We start from the raw sequence: 19,054 nt of genomic DNA, 5'->3' as shown, positions 1-19,054 counted from the left end.
TATTTCAGTTTATCGCATCATAAAAGTAAGGTGTAGGCAACATTCATGCGGCAACTCTTAATTCAAGTACCACATGGTTATGGCAAGGAAGTTTTAGCAATAGCTCAAGCTTATGATGCTACAAATACAGCACGAGTTGAAGCAACAGGAAATAACGAACCGATTGATCTTGTCATCGTTCATATTTCTAACCAGAAAGTCGAAGAATTTTTAGGAGATTTGGAATCGCTACCAAACTTACAGGTGACGCTGATTCCGCGTGGGGTGATTGCGATGCATCCACCTGCCGATCAAGCACCGCAGCAGGTGACTGATGTCAAGGCGCGTAGCCCAATTGAAATCTTTTTGGCAGGTTTGCAAAGTGTCGGTTCTTGGAAAGCTTTTCTCGGATATGCTGCCGCAGCGGGTGTAGTGGTGTGGATTGGTTTATACACAAATACAAGTTATTTACTCGTAGCGGCGATGTTGATTGCGCCGTTTGCAGGTCCCGCGATGAATGTGGCGATCGCCACAGCACGCGGTGATGTGAATCTTCTCAAACGTACTTTATTACGCTACTTCGCTGCACTTGCTGTCACAATTGTTGTTGCTGGTGTCCTCAGTTTTCTACTTCAGCAAGAGGTGGTGACGAGTACGATGAGTGATACCAGTAAGATATCGACGGTTGCCGTACTTTTACCGCTCGTTGCTGGGGCGGCGGGGGCGATTAACCTCGTGCAATCAGAACGCAGTAGCCTTGTCTCTGGTGCAGCGGTGGGAATGCTTGTGGCGGCTTCACTCGCACCACCTGCGGGATTGATTGGCATGGCGGGTGTGATGGGGCGATGGGATTTAGCAATTAATGGTGTGTTTTTATTGTTATTGCAACTAGTGGGTATTAACTTATCGGCTTCGCTGGTCTTTCGGAGTTATGGTTTAACAGCAAGAGGGGCGCGATATCAGCGGGGTAAGAAAGCGCTGTTTCCGGCGATACTAGCCGTAACATTTGTGGCACTTCTAGCGTTACTCATCTGGCAGTTTAGCGCTTCTCCCAATCTGCAACGTAGTAGCCGCGAACAAAGTGCTAATCAGACAATTCAGCAGGCGGTAGAAGATAGCGACTTGGTGGAACTTGTAGAGGCGAATGTCCGGTTTCCAACGCCGAATATTTCTGGACAAAATACACTACTTGTGGTGATGTACGTGCAGCGACGTGCGGGGGTAACTGCATCCGCAGAAGTGATTAGCGATCGCCTTACGCAAGCAGTTCAAACAGCGTTACACAATCAAGACTTTAATGTTACCCCACTGGTGAGTGTTAACGTCCTATCCGCACCAAATACTCAAAATTAGGCAGCAGCCATAATCACTACCTAATTCCCATCGAGTTTTAACTCTGTTTACTTCGCGGCTTCAGGAATTGCTGAGGGATATACGCCATCAGCTACAAGTACAGGCTTTTGGCTATATTCTGCTTCTAGCTTTCTTTGAAGATCCAAATCCCATGTTAAGTCATAGTCGCGCTCGATCTCCGCAACGACAAATGGACGAAGTACCCCAGTTACAGCAACAGTTTCACCATCATTAACTGCTGCCTTAGGATTTGCATTAATGACTAACAAATCCTCAGCACCAAGTAGCCGATCTTCATCTAAGGTAAACGAATTGACATCTACAATATCTTCGACTTCACCCGTAACAGCCAGCGTTTGACCGTAGTATCGACTGGGATTTTGTGTAATCTGGCCAGGTTCAGGCGCTAAAGCTATTGACTGCGCATAAATGACTGGTTGACCTTCATACTCTACGTACAAGTTTGGATCTAGACCTAAGTTATAGTCTCGGTTGACGTCAGCAACAACTAGCTTGGCAACTTGACCTGTTACTTGCACTTCTGTATTTTCAGGTAGGACAAAAGGTTTTCCTGACGTATTAACTACCAGAATATTCTCATTGCCAAAAAACTGTTCGTCACTGATTGTGAATGTAGTATCACTAATCTTTTGAACTGGTTCGCTTCTGACAGTGACCGTCTTACCAATGAGTGCCTCAGTTTGGTTCGCTACTTGCTCTGTTGTGACATTTCCTGGACTTGCCGGAGTCGTTGCTTGTGGCTGGTTGGTTTCGCAAGCTGCTAGTAATGTCACCGAGGCTACTAGGGCGATCGCTTTCTTCTTATTCCATAAGCCCTGTAAACTATTTGTCACTTCTACAATCTCCTCAACTTTACAAATTTTTTCTTGTAATTTGGTAAATATCAACCAATTACAAATCTTTCTATGTGTCTTAGAATCTTAGACGAACACCTTATTTCTGTTTGTACCGTTACTTTAATTGCAACAAGAAAAAGTGTTTTTCTGGAGATATCGGTCACCCTGCCAATTACAACCAGCGCAACTTACTAATCTCTAGCACTTCAATGTAAGCGTAAGGCTCAAAATGGTCAATTTTTTCTTTTCTTATTTAAGTTTTGCTTGAATTTTATGACTTCTTAAACTTCGCATTTAACATCTAATATTTTTGTATTGCTAAGCCTAATTTAGACGAAAATACCTGAATAGGCTACCTACTCACGATAGAATTATTTAATACACTTCTTCGCTAAATTACTACTTGGGATGTACTTTAGATTATCAAATCAAGCTGAATTGAAATTATTGAGTAGTTTAAATATGAGTCACTAAAGCTTTAAACGTTATTGTTTTATATTAATTATATCAATTGAAAATAATATCAATTTTATTTATCAAAAAATATCTTTATTATTCTTAACAATCAATTGAAGAAAATAACTATTTGAAATGACCTTTACAAAAATCATTAAATTGATGAATCGATTAATTCATAGATATTAAGCTAGGCAAAATATCTTTCTTTAGTGTGATTGATTCTCAGTACTATATTTCAAAATATTGTAATAATAGATGCTACAAGCATTCGTGTTTACCACAAGTAACAAGCAGAATGCAGCGCATAATTTTTATTCCACTGGGATCAGGAATTAGAACTGTACTTGTTTAACACAAAATGAAATCGCTTAAATACATATTGCTCAGTTTATTAGGAGTCGCTTCGCTATTGGCGATTTGGGGCTTAGTAGAACCCTACTTTATTGATACAGAAGAAGAAGTAGCAGAAATCCCGAATCTCCCTGATGCTTGGGAGGGACAAAGAGTTGCGGTTATTGCCGATTGGCAAATTGGAATGTGGCTTGGTAATACCAACACCATTAGACGTGTAGTCGATCAATTAATTCAAGAACGTCCAGCACTTGTACTAATTGCTGGTGACTTTATTTATCATGCGGATAAGGGAAATGACAATGAAATTGGCAAGGCGGTAGAATTGGTTCGCCCGTTGGTAGCAGCAGGTATTCCTACTTACGGGGTACTGGGCAATCACGACTACGCAATGGATGCCAAAACTGCCCCACCGAATGAACAGATAGCAGGCGAACTGTATGCAGCGCTGGAACAAGCAGGTGTGGATATGTTACAAAACGAGGCAGTTTCCCTAGTACCGCCAGCAAACCAACAACCAACAGGAGAAGATTCACTGTATCTCGTGGGTATTGGATCGCGGTGGGCGAACAAAGACAATCCGGCGATCGCATTGTCTCAAATACCACAAACTGCACCAAGATTAGTAATGATGCATCATCCAGATTCGTTTGAGAAATTTCCTGCTAACACGGCACCTTTAGCAGTCGCAGGACACACGCATGGCGGACAAGTGCGTTTGCCATTTTTGCCCCAATGGTCTTGGATGACGTTTGTGCGAGAAGATAAAGTTCACGTTGATGGTTGGATCGAAGCAAGTTACGGACAGCCAGGAAATCGCCTGTATGTGAATCGGGGTATAGGTTTTAGCATTGCGCCAATTAGAATCAACTGTCCGCCGGAAGTGACGCTATTTAGGCTTCGAGAAGCAAGTTAATAAAAACTTACTTGAGTTTTTGTAGAGGTCAAACACCTGAATAGGTACTTTATTTATTCATTTGTTTGAAGACTTCTTCTAGCATCGGTGGTAGTTTATCATTCAAGCGTCCACCGCGTACTAACTCTGCATAAGTATCCGCTTCAATCGCGAGGAGTTCTTCTTGCAGTTGTTCTACCGCAAAGTCTCGTAGCTGAGGATGTTCATTGCGTAATTTGTTCATATCCTGCTGTACGTCATCGAGTTGACCTTCTACCAAGGCTTTTTGGTAACGATAAAACTCTGGATCAATTTCGGGGCGAAGATTTGCTTGCGTCAAATGTTCTAAAACTCGATTCATCGCGACCCAACGCGCGATCGCTTCCAAATACTCCTGACGTACCGCTTGATCGCTTGAAGGTTTGAATTTTGTTACTAAAGGTTTGGTGGTTAATCCTTGTACCAACAGCGTGAATAGGACGACACCAAAAACAACAGAAATAATTTGTGTACGCTGTGGTAAGACTTCTGGCACACTTAAAGCCAGTGCGATCGCCACCGAACCGCGCAAACCTCCCCACCATAAAATCAGTTCATCGGACCAAGATATTTCTGATTTAACCAAGATGTTACTCAACCAACCCAAGCCGAAGATTGCGATCGCGCGGGTGACGATCATGGCGGCGATCGTAATCGCAATCAGTCCTAAATTTGCGCCTAAGTCGTTGAACTTGATTTGATCGCCAATCAGCAGAAACACGATAGAATTGACAAAAAATGCCAAAAAGTCCCAAAACTGAGTTACAGCTAATCTCGTACTCGGCTGCATTCCGATTCGCGAGCCAAAGTTTCCTAAAACGAGACCTGTAGTGACAACGCCAATAACGCCTGAACCGCCTAAATCTTCGGTGATGATGTAAGTACCATACGCCGAAACTAAAGTAAGTGATTGCTCGACCAAAGGTAAATCAAATCGCTGCGTTAGATAAGAAATGCCAAAACCGACAACACAACCACAACCAATTCCGATTCCAACAACGGTAAAAAACCGTGCAATGAGTTCTTGAAGTTCTAAAGTATCTGTTCCTAGCGCAAAACCGACGACAAAACTAAACGCGACAACAGCAATTCCATCATTGAATAAGCTTTCGCCTTCCATGAGAATTGTCAAACGTTTTTCGACACCGAGTTCGCGAAATAACGCAATCACAGAAACCGGATCAGTTGCGGCGACACACGCACCTAAAAGCAAAGCAATTCCGATTGTCACTCCGGCGGTTTGATTAAGTGCTAAACCTACACCAATCACCGAAATAACAACCCCTAAAATCGCAAACAGCGTAATTGGCACTAAGTCGCGCTTAAGCTTAGTCCATTCCATATTCCACGCTGCTTCAAACAACAGCGGGGGTAAAAATATCGTCAAAATCAGTTGTGGCGAAAGATTCACTAATCTCACATCAACAAACGCCAAACCTAAGCCAACAATGACTAAAAGCAGCGTATAAGGAATTTGACGAAACCAGCTAAAAAACTGTGGTAATGTGGCGATACTTAAGGAAACTGATAGTACCAAAAGAAATTGCTTAATATTTTGCTCAATCGCTACTTCGGCTAGTGTTTCTGTTGTCATGTTAGCTAAAACTTAAGTTTATTCATCAAAAGAAGAACCGTTGACGCCTTCACGTCTTACTTCTTCAATTTGACCAACTTCAAAAATTAAAGTAAAGCGTTGTCCTGTTTCTCTAGCTAAAAATTCTTCTAAAAGCTCAACTTGTCTTGGCGTGACAGGGTCTCTAGAACGAACACTTAAGCGTACTACTGGGGGATCGCTCGACCAGTTAACATTACTATCGATAAGTACCAATCTTTGAAAAGTCACAGTTCGGTTTAACAGCGCGCGTCTCAGACCAGCTTCGAGCCGAGTTTGCTGAGTCAAGCGAAAAAAGCTAAATCCTAGCGGTACAAGTAGCATTGTCGTTAGTCCAACGGTCCAAATCAGTGCTTTTTTAGCACGATAGAGCGGAGTATAGCCTGTAGCTAGAAAAATCAGCATACAAGAAAGCGTAATTCCTAGCAAATTGGTGAGATACAAAACCGATGCGCCAAGACTTAAAGACCAATTTGCTTGTGAAAGTCCTAAACCAATAACACAAATCGGTGGCATTAAAGCAACAGAAATCGCAGTTCCTGCTAACGTTGGCGAAACTTTGGGTTCAACTTTGGCAAAACCACTTATTCCTCCTGCTGCGATCGCAATTCCTAGATCGAGCAAAGTCGGACGCGATCGCGAAAAAATTTCACTACCAAATTCCGCTAAACCAACAGACATTCCAATTAACCACGAGATCGCAATCGCCAGCAGTGTGCCCACAATGATCGAACTTAAGCCTGTGCGAAATAACCGGAAGTTACCCTCCAATGCACCGAATGCCATTGCCCGAATCGGCAACATTAAAGGAGCCACAATCATCGCGCCAATAATCACGGCGGCGCTATTCGACAGTAATCCAAAGGTAGCAATAACACAAGAGCCAACGATTAAGATAATATAAATCCGCTCTAGCGCTGATTCTTCTAATAGCCCCTCGTGCATCGACTGCAAATCGTGCAGTGCAACTCTCCGCTTATGCAGCAAGTTAAATCGTCGGCGAATATCAAACAGCACACTACTCTCCTGGAACTACTCGTAAAGCTTAAGACCAAAATATGAGTTAGGATGTTGCGCGGCAATTTCTCATCCAAGTATTATCACTGAGGAGCAGAAAAACGTCATCCCCTATGCTGATGAGCCTAGTTAATTTAGGCAAATTCATTAATGAAGGATTTTCAGCAAATTGCATTCATAACTCACAATTTTTCGGTATTAACAAGTTCATGAACCTGGAAACAGCAGCATTAGAAGCTTGGCAAAGAATTCAAGGCATGGTCAATAGCACAATCGTCTTGCTACCCAACGTCGTAGTAGCATTGATTGTCTTTGCAATCTTTTTTTTCGCAGCGCGCTCTTTCAAATTATTTGTTAGAAAGCTAACACGAAGACACCGACAAGCACGGAATTTAGGGATGGTGCTGGGGCGCTTGACTCAAGGTGCAGTTGTATTAATTGGTTTATTTGTTGCGTTGTCAATCGTCATTCCAACTTTTCGCGCCGGAGATTTGGTACAACTACTCGGAATTAGCGGTGTGGCTATTGGTTTTGCGTTTCGCGATATTCTGCAAAACTTTCTTGCAGGAATTTTAATTTTATTGACTGAGCCATTTCACATTGATGACCAAATTGTATTTAAAGACTTTGAGGGAACTGTCGAGAATATTGAAACGCGGGCGACGACAATTAGAACGTATGACGGTCGTCGGATTGTCATTCCTAACTCGGAACTATTTACAAATTCAGTAACAGTCAATACAGCTTTTGAAAATCGTCGATTACAGTACGATATCGGCATTGGTTACGGCGATGATATTGACCGTGCGAAGGAACTGATTTTAGAAGCAATGTACAGCGTCGATGGAGTATTACGCGACCCAGCGCCTGATGTCCTTGTGGTGGATTTGGCAGAAAGTACGGTAAATATTCGCGCGCGTTGGTGGGTACAGCCACCCAGAAGATTAGAAACATTGCAAATGCGCGATGGAGTTTTAACCGCAATTAAGAAAACGTTAACCGAGAATGGCATTGATATGCCGTTTCCCACACAGCAGATTTTGTTTCACGACCAAACCGAAGAAACCGACGGCGATCGCACGCGTCAACGCGAAGGATGGCCCGCTGGAAACAAAGAAGTCCCCAAACCGCGTAGAATCAGCGACTCGATTAGAAAGCTGGCTGAAATGCGATCGCCAAACGGCAAAAACGACCGCGCACAAACACAGGATCAACCATGAGCACTAAACTAGGCAAAGTCTGGGAATCGCTTCACACGAGTTTTTGGTTTATCCCATCATTAATGGTACTCGGTGCGATCTTCTTAGCGTATGTTACGCTCACGCTCGATCACCAAGAATATGATTTGATAAGAACTTTGCCATTAACCTACACTCGTGGACCTGATGGCGCGCGCGAGATTCTTTCTACCGTTTCTGGTTCGATGGTTACAGTGGCTACCACTGCTTTTTCTATTGTGATTGTGGCATTGCAACTTGCATCTGGACAATTTGGACCGCGCTTGCTACGGAATTTTATGCGCGATACAGGTAATCAAATTGTACTAGGCACATTTATTTCAACGTTTATCTACTGCTTGTTAGTGCTGCGTACGATCAATAGTCAAGACAATGAAGAGTTTGTTCCGCATTTTTCGGTAACTTGCAGCATTATCTTGGCAGCAGTTGGTGTGGCAGTTCTCATTTACTTTTTACATCATGCTGCAACATCGATTCAAGCACAGCAAGTCATCTCTAATGTCGGTCAAGATCTTCATGAAACGATTGATCGCTTATTTCCTCAAAAAATTGGACAAGGCGAACCAGCAGGTCAAGACAGTGGGACAGATATTCCGAGAGACTTTGAGCGTGAAGCCGAATCCATTAGAGCAAAAGTTGGTGGTTATATTCAGGGCGTTGACAATGAGGAGTTAATGAAATTTGCAACAGAAAATGATTTACTGATACGTCTTAATTACCGCCCAGGAGACTTTGTTGTTAAAGGTAGCGATCTTGTAACGATTTTCCCAGGCAAGCGGATTCATAAAAAACTTGCGGAAAAGATTAATGGCTTTTTTGTTGTCGGTAATCAGCGCACTCCGCAGCAAGACGTCGAGTTTTGTGTAAATCAGCTAGTTGAAATTGCTGTACGTGCCTTGTCTCCAGGAATTAACGATCCGTTTACAGCGATTCAGTGCATCGATCAACTTAGTGCAGCTTTGTGCCACTTAGCACAAAAAAGTATTCCTTCTCCCTATCGTTACGATGACAATCAGAAGCTACGTGTCATTGCTGAATCAGTCAGTTTTGCGGATATGGTTGATACTGCGTTTAACCAAATTCGACAATATGGACAATCAAGTGTGGGCGTAACGATTCGATTATTAGAAGCGATCGCGCGGATTAGTGAATGTACTCACACGAAAGAACAACGTGCAGCACTTCTGCGTCATGCACAAATGATCGAACGCGGTAGCCACGAAGGAATATCCGAAGAACTCGATCAAAAAGATGTTCAAGAGCGATATTTTGCCGTTCTCAAGCTGTTAAAAGCATAGTAATTCTGAAATTATTTATTTTCACTGACGTTTCACTGACGTTGCCAAATTGGTAATTGGTTAATTGCTTGTAGCGTCAAATTGACATAAGTTGTCTTGCTTGCTGAAACATAATCTCTACCAAAATAACCTTGCGAACCATCGTGTTCGTGCGGTCCACTCACAACGGATTGATAACGCCCCTGCTGACGGGCGCGGCTAAAAGGAGAAGCAATCGTAAATACCCAACGCGAAGGAAAAATAATCCCACCGATATCTTCTACCCAATCTTGAGTCCCGCGCAAGTGGAAAACACGGTCAGCTTGCTCAAAGCCATTAATACCATTAAACACGCCCCCAACAGAAACCACAGTAATATCTGAATTCAGCCATTGATTAAGATACGGAGTCGCCCCTAACGCGACTTGTGCACCGCCACTGGTACCAATGAGAATAATGTCTAATGGTTGACGTTGCGAATCGAGTGGTAAGGGATGGGCTGCATTCATCTGTTCGGCGATCGCACTCGCGATTCCCTGGTTATAAACCGGACCATAACGCTCATCGGCGGAAATCGCAAAGCGCCACAGATTACGAATTTTAATCAGGATATCAGCAATACCAAGCCAGCCTTCAGCTTCGTTAGCAAAGCGCCATACAGGGGCTAATAAGCGTTCTCCTCCCAAGTTTTCGTTGGCTGCGGAGTAAGGAAAAACATCTTTAACAATGGCACAATTTTGACGCGTTTGTGCTAAACCTTGAAGAAAGTCTTCTTCGCCCTCGGTTAATTCATTTGTGGAAAAATCGCCTACTCCGGTGAGAAAAATGATATAACAAGTTAAATTTCTTGGCTTACCAGCACGATTTGAGTTATTTCGCTCAGGAAGTTGCAGCGATTGTCGCTTCAAGCCCAACGTTTCCGATTGTGTCAGCCACCATACCAAAGTTCCGATTGGCGAAAGTGTTCCCCAGAGCGCAAGGATCACTGCTGCTAAAAGGAGTAGCCTTAAAGCACCACCACGCAGCCACTCAAGAATACTATTAACTAACTTTAACATTGCGTATCAATATATCTAGGCAGCACTTGCTATATCGACCTCAAAAAAGCTCTCTTCCCAATTCCTTCGTTTGTGTTTTAAGGGCTAACGCTACGCTAGCGTGTGCTTTGTGGTTCATTCAAAAAACCCAACTTAAATAGTATCAACGTGATGTCTTTAGTGTGCCCGTTTCGTATACCACTCATCACACCAACTTTGAAATTTTTTATACATCACGCACTCTTGGTCAATGTTTTTAGCTTAATCTTGCTCAGTGCTAGGATTATCGACCGACCAAATCGGCAATGCATTGAGCTTTTCCAGCGTTAAATCGATATATTTAGTACCATCATCTACGGTTGCTTCACCAAAATAGCCGCGATCGCCATCATGTTCGTGAGGACCTGTTTCAATTGCTTGATAGCGTCCTTGACGGCGCGCGCGATTAAAGGGAGAACCAAAAACCCAGCGCCAGCGTGAAGGAAAGATAATCCAACCGATATCATCAATCCAATCTTCAGTACCGTAGAGGTGGTACACGCCATTGGCTTGAGCAAAACCATCTCGACCAGCAAAAACACCACCAATCGAAATCGCGAAAACTTGCGCATTTAACCAGTCCTCAAGATAAGGAACCGCCCCCAGCGCGACTTGCGCTCCACCGCTAGTACTCATCACGATCGCATTAATTCTTTGATTTGCAGGAGGTATGGGAGACGCTGCATTCATGCGATCGATAATTGCACTAGCAATTCCTCGGTTATACACGGTTCCATAGCGCGGGTCTGCGGATAACGCCATGCGCCAAATATTCCGAATGTTAATTACCGTATACGCTAAGCCGTCAGATTGTCTGATGACATTCCACACAGGTGCTAATATCCGTTCTCCGACTAATCCTTCATTTGCAGCAGAATATGGAAATACATCTCGTACTGACACGCACTGAGGATGTGATTCAATCACGCGGTCTACAAAATTTGATTCTTCCTCGGTTAAGTTATCTGCATCATAGCTTCCTACTCCTGGGAGGAAAACGACGTAGCAATTAACTGATGCTTCAGTTGAACTCGAGTCATCATCTGAAGTTGCGTCGGGTTGACTCGAATCAGGATTTACACTCTCCTCATCCTGTGATAACCACCATAGGAGCGTTTCTAGCGGCGCTAGCGTTCCCCAAATCAAAAATATGACGACAGCCAGACTTAGTAGCTTAAATGTAGTACCATGCAACCAATCGAAAACCCGTTTCATCAAGCTAATCCTATGTGTAGCTTTGTAGTATGTAAAATCAAAACCTGCTTTATCACTTTTTATACTTAGATATAGGATAAAAATACCTTATTCTAAAGTCGTAATTATCTAGCAAAAGTCGAGATTGAAGGTGAGTGCCAGGAAAGACCAATGGAAGTTTAGAACAACTTTGCGGGAAGCTTTGACTTTGGATGCTCACTTCTATGAAGATGCTCCTAATACACGCAGAACGCGCCGCGTTGCTCAATCTATTGTGATTGCGGCAGCCATCTCGAATGCTTTGGGTAATGCCTTTATTTTATTAATTAATCGTGTCGGTATTACTACGTTTGTCTTCGCATTAATACTTAATGTTGTGAGTGTAGTTCTAGGTTACTATTTCTGGACTTTTACGATTTGGAAAATTGGCGATCGCTTCAAACCAGGTCATGTTTCGTTTCAAGAACTACTCGTTCCGATTGGTTTTGCCTACGCGCCTCAAGTATTCAACTTTTTAACGTTAATTCCGCTGCTAGGAATTCCTATTCAGCTAGTCCTCGCAGTTTGGAGTTTACTTGCTGTTATTGTTGCAGTCCGCCAAGGGTTAGATATTAGCAACGTCTGGGCGGCGGTCATTTGCCTAATCGGTTGGCCTTTGATTCAATTAGCCGTAGGCTCGGTACAAGTTTTATTCACGAATTAAGAGGAGCTAAGGAGCTAGTGATGAGTGGTTAGTTTTGAGTCTTCCAGAGTTTTGGAAAGCGCAGCGTGCTGTAGACATTATTAATTAAAAGATTTTCCTAACTGAACACTCAAAATTCATTATTCATAACTCACCCGCGCTTTCTACTCTTAATCTCGCACCATTCTAAAACGCGATTCCACGCCCACCAAGGATCAGGATCGCCTGCTTGGGCTTGACCTTGCTTGCTGCTGTAGTAGCCGACATGACCGCCATGGGATGTGAGAATTAAGTCTATATTCGGGTTGCGATCGCACGAGGAATGCAAATCTGGCACAATCGCCGGATCGAACATTGGATCGTCTGCTGCATAAATAATTAAGGTTGGTTTATCCAAGCTGGGTAAAATTTTTAAGCCGCTACTTGCTTCGTAATACGCCTCAACCGAGGGAAAGCCCAAGCGTCCGATGACAAGTTCGTTGTCAAAAGCCCAAATACTATTTGCGCGTTCAATGGCTGCGGGGTCGATTACGCCTGGATGGGCTTCGTAAATTCGCCAAGCAAGTCTTTTCAGTTCTTTGGCGATCGCTTGTTCTAAATATTTTCCCAGGGGATCTTTAACTAAATACGAAAGCGATCGATTCGAGTCTAAACTCGGACAAATCACCGCTGCACCCCCAATGTCTTCATAACTGAGGCGCGTAAGGTTTTGTTCTTCTTGAGTAGAGTCAGCACTCGGCACTTTCTCTGACCGCTGACCGCTGACCGCTGACTCATTAACTGCTTTTATTGCCCATAGCGCCAGTTGTCCACCCAAAGAAAATCCTGTGAACCAAAATTTGGCAGGACATCCCATCGCTTTAGCTTGGGCAGCAATCTGAACAAAATCTTCTCCCTCATACAAGCCGTCGGATGTCAGTGTTGGCGACAATAAAGCTGTTTTACCGTGAGCGCGCCAATCAAACAAAACGACTGCGTAGCCTTGGGCAAATGCCTTACGTCCTAAGATGCGCAGAAACCATTGATTCTCTAAAGAGCCTGTAATTCCGTATGTGCCAATAATTGTGCCACGCGGATTTTCTGGAATAGCTACCCACGCAAAAATTGGTACTTCCTGCGCTCCTACAAAGGTTTTTTCTTGATATGGTGGTTCAGGATCATTTACAGTATTTTCCCAATCGCGACTTGCCCATAAAGCTGTATGCAACGTCATGGCAAGACCATTTTTTAACCACCAGGGAGGAGTATAAATAGAACTTAGCAATTTTTAGCAACTTTTACTTGCAGCAACGATCAAGCAAATTTAACGTCCAGCGATCGCGTAAGGGACTACCTTACTCTCATAATTAGCACTTTTGTGTTAGAAGCTTTACACAATAATCTTTAGCAAACTTTTATAATCCTCCTTATAATCAGTACAGCAATCTTTGTATCTACCAAAGGTTCTTATTTAACTTTAATAAACGGTAACATTTTTTAGAATGCCTCGGATACTCGTTATAGATGATGACCCTGCAATCTCTGAACTAGTTGCGGTTAATCTCGAAATGGCTGGATATGATGTTAGCCAAGCAGAAGATGGCATTAAGGGACAGGCGTTAGCGATCCAGATCCAGCCAGATCTCATTATGCTTGACCTCATGCTACCCAGGGTTGATGGCTTTACGGTTTGTCAGCGGTTGCGGCGCGATGAACGAACCGCAGAAATTCCCGTATTGATGCTCACAGCGCGGTTGCGGCGCGATGAACGAACCGCAGAAATTCCCGTATTGATGCTCACAGCGTTGAGCCAAACGCAAGATAAAGTCGAGGGTTTCAATGCTGGTGCGGATGATTACCTGACAAAGCCTTTTGAAATTGAAGAAATGCTAGCCAGAGTCAGGGCGCTATTGCGACGCACCGATCGCATTCCGCAAGCAGCTAAGCACAGTGAAATTCTCAACTATGGTGCGTTAACGCTAGTTCCCGAAAGGTTTGAAGCGATTTGGTTTGGGCAGACGGTTAAACTCACTCATTTAGAATTTGAGCTACTGCACTGTTTATTACAACGCCACGGACAAACGGTTTCTCCAAGCGATATTCTTAAAGAAGTATGGGGTTATGACCCTGATGACGATATTGAAACGATTCGCGTTCACATTCGCCACCTACGCACCAAATTAGAACCAGATCCCCGTCATCCCCGTTATATCAAAACAGTGTACGGTGCAGGTTATTGCTTAGAACTTCCAAGTGAAGAACAAAGCAGTGACAATAATAGTGGTATACCGACAAGTGCAGTCCTTCCCGAAAAAGCGCCTAACTAAAAAATTAACTTAATCAAGCCGGTGTATCTATATTCGTAATTATCTATTTTTTCTGTGTTTGGAGTGGTAGCCTACGGCACGATGCTGTGCGTCTACGTTAAAGTTCGATTTTATACCACGACGCATTCAGGTGAGGACAAGTAGATTGAGTAAATGTATTGCGCTGGTAAGCTTTTTTAAAAGATCAGAGCTAACCGCTATACATAAACGCATGAATAGCAAATAAAGCGATCGCCACTTAGCGCGCGATCGCCCTATCGAGAACAACAATTACTTAAGGAGCAAGTGCGTTACCGCGTAACAAGCTACCGAGTGTTTTTGCCGTAATCTTCATTTGAGTAATCGGGTTTGCTGGTACGACTGTCTTATAGAGATAGCTATCAAACGTCAGTCGCTGTACATCCCGATCCGCACACATCTCGACAAAAGCTTCGCGTGTCGCATCGCTGCGGTAAAAAACTGTTTGCAGCAGATCCAACACTTTGTAGGTCATGCCATATTTTCTATCCCAGCGCTTGAGGTAAACTTTTAATTCACTCTCTGTAGGAATGCGAGTTCCTCCTTGAGAAACCTCGACGAGGGTTTCCGCGCACATCCGACCTGATTTTGCTGCAAAGTAAATACCTTCGCCAGAAGACTTCGTGACGTAGCCTGCGGCGTCACCAACAAGCGCTACACGTCCAACCACACGGCGAGGACGAGGATGTTCCGGAATCGGATGCGCTTCTACTTTAATGATTTGACCGCCGACGAGTTTTCGCGCCGCCCGCGCCCGAATCCCAGCTTGCAACTGTTTGATGCTCGCTTTGTTGACTTGCATTGTGCCTGTACCGACAGCAACGTGGTCGTATTTCGGGAACACCCAAGCGTAGAAGTCAGTAGAGACGTCGTTACCGACGTACATCTCGGCAAGGTCGTTGTAGTACGCCATTTGTGCTTCGGGTAAGCGAATTCGCTCTTGGAAAGCGATCGCATAGTTGTAATCTCCGGCATCAATCTCCTTAGCAATGCGGGAGTTTGCCCCATCAGCACCAATAATCGCATCCACTTTTAAAGATTTAGCGATTCCTTGCGCGCCACCTTCCGAGTGGTCTACATAGTGAATCGTATAAGGGTCTGTATTATTTTGCGGAATATCGAGTTTATGAACTGTGGCATTAATTAAATTTGCGCCGAGTTTGGCAGCGCGATCGCGTAAAAAGCCATCGAGAACTTCGCGACGGCACATTCCTATATATTCATCTTCATTGACTAAATTGATATCCACCTCGCGGTTTGAGGGGGAAATCATCTTCATCTTCCGCACCTGACGGTCAATAATCTGCGGCGGTAGATCGAATTCACTCACCATACACAGCGGAATTGCTCCGCCACATGGTTTGGCGTTGTCTAGCTTGCGTTCAAACAAATATGTTTCAATTCCAGCTTTTGCCAAGGTTTCGGCGGCTGAAGAACCAGCTGGACCTGAGCCTACAACAGCAACCCGTAGTGTCAAAGGTCTTCTCCCAATCTTCAAGAGCTAGAAAAGCATCGTATCACGGACTTTTAGCTTGCTCAGTGACTTCCTATGAAGATGTGACTGAAATGCAACAGACCTTAATATTTTGATACTTATATACAGGGGTCAGGGACGCGAAACACGCAGACTTTCTAATCAGATTGGTGATTCCTGGATTTATATAAATCTGTAGCTTAGATAACAAAAATATTAATCAACATGAAATCTTTACACTAAGACTAAGATCTTGTGAAGATACAAAACGCAATAAGTAAAGCTTTATATGATATAAAACTACAGTAACCCCATCAAAAAACCGGAGATTATATCTTCAGTTTAAACGCTGAATTTAGCCTGATAGACATGAAGTAGAAGTTTCTCAGATTATTGCATCATCACCATATATTTCCTCCAGAGGTTGCTCACCGTGGGTATTGTAGTTGAAAACGTATCAAAGCAGTTTGGCAGTTTTCAGGCTGTTGACGATGTAAGTTTAGAAATCAAATCAGGTTCGCTGGTAGCCTTACTCGGACCATCGGGTTCAGGTAAGTCTACGTTATTACGGTTGATTGCAGGTTTAGAGTTACCTGATAGTGGCAAAATTTGGCTGACGGGTAAAGATGCGACTTATCAAAGCGTGCAAGAACGCAATATTGGATTTGTGTTTCAGCACTATGCACTCTTCAAGCACATGAGTGTGCGGCAAAACATTGCGTTTGCCCTAGAAATTCGTAAAACACCGAAAGCAAAAATTAAAGCGCGAGTAGACGAATTATTAGAATTAGTGCAGCTTAGTGCTTTAGGAAATCGCTATCCTTCACAACTATCGGGCGGTCAAAGACAACGTGTTGCTTTAGCAAGGGCGTTAGCAGTACAACCGCAAGTACTCCTGCTTGACGAACCCTTCGGCGCACTCGATGCCAAAGTTCGTAAAGATTTACGCGCTTGGTTGCGTAAACTGCATGATGAAGTCCATGTCACAACGGTATTTGTGACGCACGACCAAGAAGAAGCAATGGAAGTTTCGGATGAAATCGTTGTGATGAACAAAGGTCGCGTCGAACAAATTGGCACGCCAGCAGAAATTTATGACCATCCAGCAACGGCGTTTGTGATGAGCTTTATTGGTCCTGTGAATGTGCTACCGAGTACATCAAATATTTTCCAAGGTAACGGGTTTGAGTCAACGCATCCAGAGATGTTTTTGCGTCCGCAGGATGTGATTGTACAACGCGAGAAAAATGGAACGACAGTATCAGCAAGAGTCAGCCGAATTATTCACTTGGGTTGGGAGATTCAAGCCGAATTAACGTTAGATGATGGACAAGTGGTGACAGCACATCTTAGCCGCGATCGCTTTGATGAATTACAACTGCAACCGCAAGAAAAAGTTTATGTCAAACCCAAAGATGCCAAATCATTTCCGCTATACTATTCAATTTAGTTACTAGCCGTTAGCTTATCCGATTGGGGAACCAAGTAACAGCTTGCGACTCATAGCTAATGGTTGCTCTAGGATAGTCGAACGTTATGAATTGGTTGGTATCTCGCAGGCGCTTGTGGTCGTTAGGAAAATTTATCGGCTTGTCGCTGTTGTGTTGCCTTTTGGTTGTGAGTTGTAACAATCGTCCACCAGGCACAACATCAGCTGTTAGTACAACAAGTGCAGGTAATAGTACCCGCTTGGTTGTCGGTACAACCCTTAGACCACGTACTCTCGATCCCGCAGATAATTATGAACTTGCGGGTTCTAATATTATGACGAGCTTGAGCGATCGCCTGTACACATACGCCGTTGGTACGGGTGAATTAGTGCCTCAACTCGCAACAGCTTTACCGCAAGTGAGTGCAGACGGGTTAACGTACACAATTCCTGTACGTCAAGGAGTTGTGTTCCATGATGGTACTGCCTTTAATGCCGAAGCAATGGCGTTTTCGCTCAATCGTTTTATTCAAAACGGCGGGAAACCCGCATCTTTATTATCAGATGTCGTCGATTCGGTGCAAGCGTCAGGAGAATACGAACTGACAATTCGGCTCAAAAATGCTTTTGCGGCGTTTCCTTCGTTACTCGCGTTTTCGGGATTGTGCGCCGTATCGCCGCAAGCGTATGAAATTGGCACAGGAAAATTTAAACCGCGAGAATTTGTGGGAACAGGTCCCTATCGGTTAGTGCAGTTCACGCCGAATTTGATTCGGATGGATGTGTTTGATAAATACTGGGGCGAAAAACCAGCAAATCAAGGCATTGACTTTCAGATTCTATCAAGTTCTGCCAACTTATTTAATTCTTTCCGTACAGGTCAAGTCGATATCGCGTATCAAACCTTTGACCCAGAACAAGTGCAGAGTTTGAAACAGCAAGCGCAGTCTAACGGTTGGCAGGCACTAGAAGAAAAAAGCAACGTTGTTACACATTTAGGTTTAAATGTCAAGCAACAACCATTAGATAATCCGGTAGTGCGACGCGCGATCGCGGCAATGATTGACCGTCCACTAATTACGCAGCGCGTTTATCAACAGCAAGCCGAACCGCTGTACAGCATGATTCCTAATACATTCGATAGCTACAAGCCAGTTTTTCAAACAACTTATGGCGATGGAAACGTCGAACAGGCAAAAGCCTTATTAGCTCAAGCAGGTTACACAAGTGCGAATCCTTTAACTTTAGAAATTGCGTATCCAGCCTATTCGCTAACCCGCGAACAAGTGGCGAGTACGCTACAAGAGTACGGTTCGCAGCGACTTGATGGTGCTGTACAAATTCAAACGAAAGCTGAAGAAGGAGCAACATTTTTCGCCAATATCTCGAAGGGAGTCTATCAAGCCGTTTTACTCGACTGGTATCCTGACTTTGGCGATGCGGATAACTACATTCACCCATTTTTGAGTTGTACGCAAGGTAATGCAACTGCTGGATGCGAGCAAGGTGCAAGTCAAAGCCAAGGGTTATTTTATTACAGCGATCGCATGAATCAACTGATCGAACAACAACGCCAAGAACAAAATCCCCAAACCCGTGCCGCACTCTTCGCTCAAATTCAAGACTTGATCGCCCAAGATGTCCCCGCAATTCCTTTAGTCCAAAACAAGGATTATGCTTTCGGTCAACAAACGATTCAAGGCTTACAAGTAGACCCGATCCTCAAACTTCCTTTATGGGATATCGCAAAAGGAGCCAGTGGCTAGTGGCTAGTTATGCGTTGTGAATAGATAGAAAA

The 19,054-nt window shown here is 43.8% G+C and carries 15 protein-coding genes; 8 read left to right on the top strand and 7 right to left on the bottom strand.

The annotated features are described in order from the left end of the window. Positions 1-45 precede the first annotated feature (45 nt). A complete protein-coding gene (locus GLO7428_RS07615; RefSeq protein WP_015187987.1) occupies positions 46-1,332 on the top strand; it encodes a DUF389 domain-containing protein in 1,287 nt (428 codons plus the stop codon). 47 nt (positions 1,333-1,379) lie between these two features. Here the strand turns inward: GLO7428_RS07615 and GLO7428_RS07610 are convergent, their stop codons facing one another. Next, entirely contained in the window at positions 1,380-2,186 is an 807-nt protein-coding gene (locus GLO7428_RS07610; RefSeq protein ID WP_015187986.1) for a hypothetical protein, read from the bottom strand. Between the two features lie 820 nt (positions 2,187-3,006). Here GLO7428_RS07610 and GLO7428_RS07605 point away from each other — a divergent pair. Then, a complete protein-coding gene (locus GLO7428_RS07605; protein WP_015187985.1) occupies positions 3,007-3,915 on the top strand; it encodes a metallophosphoesterase in 909 nt (302 codons plus the stop codon). Positions 3,916-3,964: 49 nt separating this feature from the next. Here GLO7428_RS07605 and GLO7428_RS07600 read toward each other — a convergent pair whose 3' ends face one another. Next, the gene (locus tag GLO7428_RS07600; RefSeq protein WP_015187984.1) at positions 3,965-5,527 is read right to left on the bottom strand and encodes a Na+/H+ antiporter; all 1,563 of its coding nucleotides are present in this window, start codon (positions 5,525-5,527) and stop codon (positions 3,965-3,967) included. An 18-nt stretch (positions 5,528-5,545) separates the two neighbouring features. Then, positions 5,546-6,562 carry a DUF389 domain-containing protein gene (locus tag GLO7428_RS07595; RefSeq protein ID WP_015187983.1) on the bottom strand — a complete coding sequence of 339 codons (1,017 nt, stop codon included), beginning with the start codon at positions 6,560-6,562 and terminating at the stop codon, positions 5,546-5,548. 209 nt (positions 6,563-6,771) lie between these two features. Between GLO7428_RS07595 and GLO7428_RS07590 the strand changes: the two genes are divergently transcribed. Both GLO7428_RS07590 and GLO7428_RS07585 read left to right on the top strand, forming a co-directional pair. Beyond that, complete coding sequence (locus GLO7428_RS07590) at positions 6,772-7,782, top strand: mechanosensitive ion channel family protein (RefSeq protein ID WP_041919000.1); 1,011 nt, start codon at positions 6,772-6,774, stop codon at positions 7,780-7,782. After that, positions 7,779-9,098, top strand: coding sequence for a DUF2254 domain-containing protein (locus GLO7428_RS07585; protein WP_015187981.1), 1,320 nt, complete (start codon positions 7,779-7,781; stop codon positions 9,096-9,098). Before GLO7428_RS07590 ends, GLO7428_RS07585 begins: the two co-directional genes overlap by 4 nt. A gap of 32 nt (positions 9,099-9,130) precedes the next feature. Here the strand turns inward: GLO7428_RS07585 and GLO7428_RS07580 are convergent, their stop codons facing one another. Further along, positions 9,131-10,135, bottom strand: a complete 1,005-nt coding sequence (locus GLO7428_RS07580) for a hypothetical protein (RefSeq protein WP_015187980.1) — start codon at positions 10,133-10,135, stop codon at positions 9,131-9,133. A gap of 240 nt (positions 10,136-10,375) precedes the next feature. Further along, positions 10,376-11,368 carry a hypothetical protein gene (locus tag GLO7428_RS07575; RefSeq protein ID WP_015187979.1) on the bottom strand — a complete coding sequence of 331 codons (993 nt, stop codon included), beginning with the start codon at positions 11,366-11,368 and terminating at the stop codon, positions 10,376-10,378. A gap of 130 nt (positions 11,369-11,498) precedes the next feature. Between GLO7428_RS07575 and GLO7428_RS07570 the strand changes: the two genes are divergently transcribed. Further along, a complete protein-coding gene (locus GLO7428_RS07570) occupies positions 11,499-12,050 on the top strand; it encodes a YIP1 family protein (RefSeq protein ID WP_015187978.1) in 552 nt (183 codons plus the stop codon). 130 nt (positions 12,051-12,180) lie between these two features. On the opposite strand, the gene GLO7428_RS07565 is transcribed toward GLO7428_RS07570, so the two are convergent. Further along, complete coding sequence (locus GLO7428_RS07565; protein ID WP_051038407.1) at positions 12,181-13,242, bottom strand: YheT family hydrolase; 1,062 nt, start codon at positions 13,240-13,242, stop codon at positions 12,181-12,183. A 268-nt stretch (positions 13,243-13,510) separates the two neighbouring features. On the opposite strand from GLO7428_RS07565, the gene GLO7428_RS07560 reads away from it, so the two are divergent. Beyond that, entirely contained in the window at positions 13,511-14,335 is an 825-nt protein-coding gene (locus tag GLO7428_RS07560) for a response regulator transcription factor (RefSeq protein ID WP_015187976.1), read from the top strand. A gap of 274 nt (positions 14,336-14,609) precedes the next feature. Here GLO7428_RS07560 and chlP read toward each other — a convergent pair whose 3' ends face one another. Continuing rightward, complete coding sequence (gene chlP / locus GLO7428_RS07555) at positions 14,610-15,830, bottom strand: geranylgeranyl reductase (protein WP_015187975.1); 1,221 nt, start codon at positions 15,828-15,830, stop codon at positions 14,610-14,612. 430 nt (positions 15,831-16,260) lie between these two features. Between chlP and GLO7428_RS07550 the strand changes: the two genes are divergently transcribed. After that, entirely contained in the window at positions 16,261-17,277 is a 1,017-nt protein-coding gene (locus GLO7428_RS07550; RefSeq protein ID WP_015187974.1) for a sulfate/molybdate ABC transporter ATP-binding protein, read from the top strand. An 86-nt stretch (positions 17,278-17,363) separates the two neighbouring features. Beyond that, positions 17,364-19,022 (top strand): ABC transporter substrate-binding protein, encoded by a 1,659-nt coding sequence (locus tag GLO7428_RS07545; protein ID WP_015187973.1) that lies wholly within the window; start codon positions 17,364-17,366, stop codon positions 19,020-19,022. Positions 19,023-19,054 lie beyond the last annotated feature (32 nt).

The sequence above is a fragment of the Gloeocapsa sp. PCC 7428 genome (assembly GCF_000317555.1).
GTDB lineage: Bacteria > Cyanobacteriota > Cyanobacteriia > Cyanobacteriales > Chroococcidiopsidaceae > Chroogloeocystis.
This window is presented reverse-complemented; position numbering and strand designations above follow the sequence as displayed.

Coding starts and splice junctions, on each gene's coding strand:
- GLO7428_RS07575 (WP_015187979.1), bottom strand. CDS start 11,368: ATGAAACGGGTTTTCGATTGGTTGCATGGTACTACATTTAAGCTACTA.
- GLO7428_RS07560 (WP_015187976.1), top strand. CDS start 13,511: ATGCCTCGGATACTCGTTATAGATGATGACCCTGCAATCTCTGAACTA.
- GLO7428_RS07580 (WP_015187980.1), bottom strand. CDS start 10,135: ATGTTAAAGTTAGTTAATAGTATTCTTGAGTGGCTGCGTGGTGGTGCT.
- GLO7428_RS07565 (WP_051038407.1), bottom strand. CDS start 13,242: ATGACGTTGCATACAGCTTTATGGGCAAGTCGCGATTGGGAAAATACT.
- GLO7428_RS07605 (WP_015187985.1), top strand. CDS start 3,007: ATGAAATCGCTTAAATACATATTGCTCAGTTTATTAGGAGTCGCTTCG.
- GLO7428_RS07585 (WP_015187981.1), top strand. CDS start 7,779: ATGAGCACTAAACTAGGCAAAGTCTGGGAATCGCTTCACACGAGTTTT.
- GLO7428_RS07590 (WP_041919000.1), top strand. CDS start 6,772: ATGAACCTGGAAACAGCAGCATTAGAAGCTTGGCAAAGAATTCAAGGC.
- GLO7428_RS07545 (WP_015187973.1), top strand. CDS start 17,364: ATGAATTGGTTGGTATCTCGCAGGCGCTTGTGGTCGTTAGGAAAATTT.
- GLO7428_RS07600 (WP_015187984.1), bottom strand. CDS start 5,527: ATGACAACAGAAACACTAGCCGAAGTAGCGATTGAGCAAAATATTAAG.
- GLO7428_RS07615 (WP_015187987.1), top strand. CDS start 46: ATGCGGCAACTCTTAATTCAAGTACCACATGGTTATGGCAAGGAAGTT.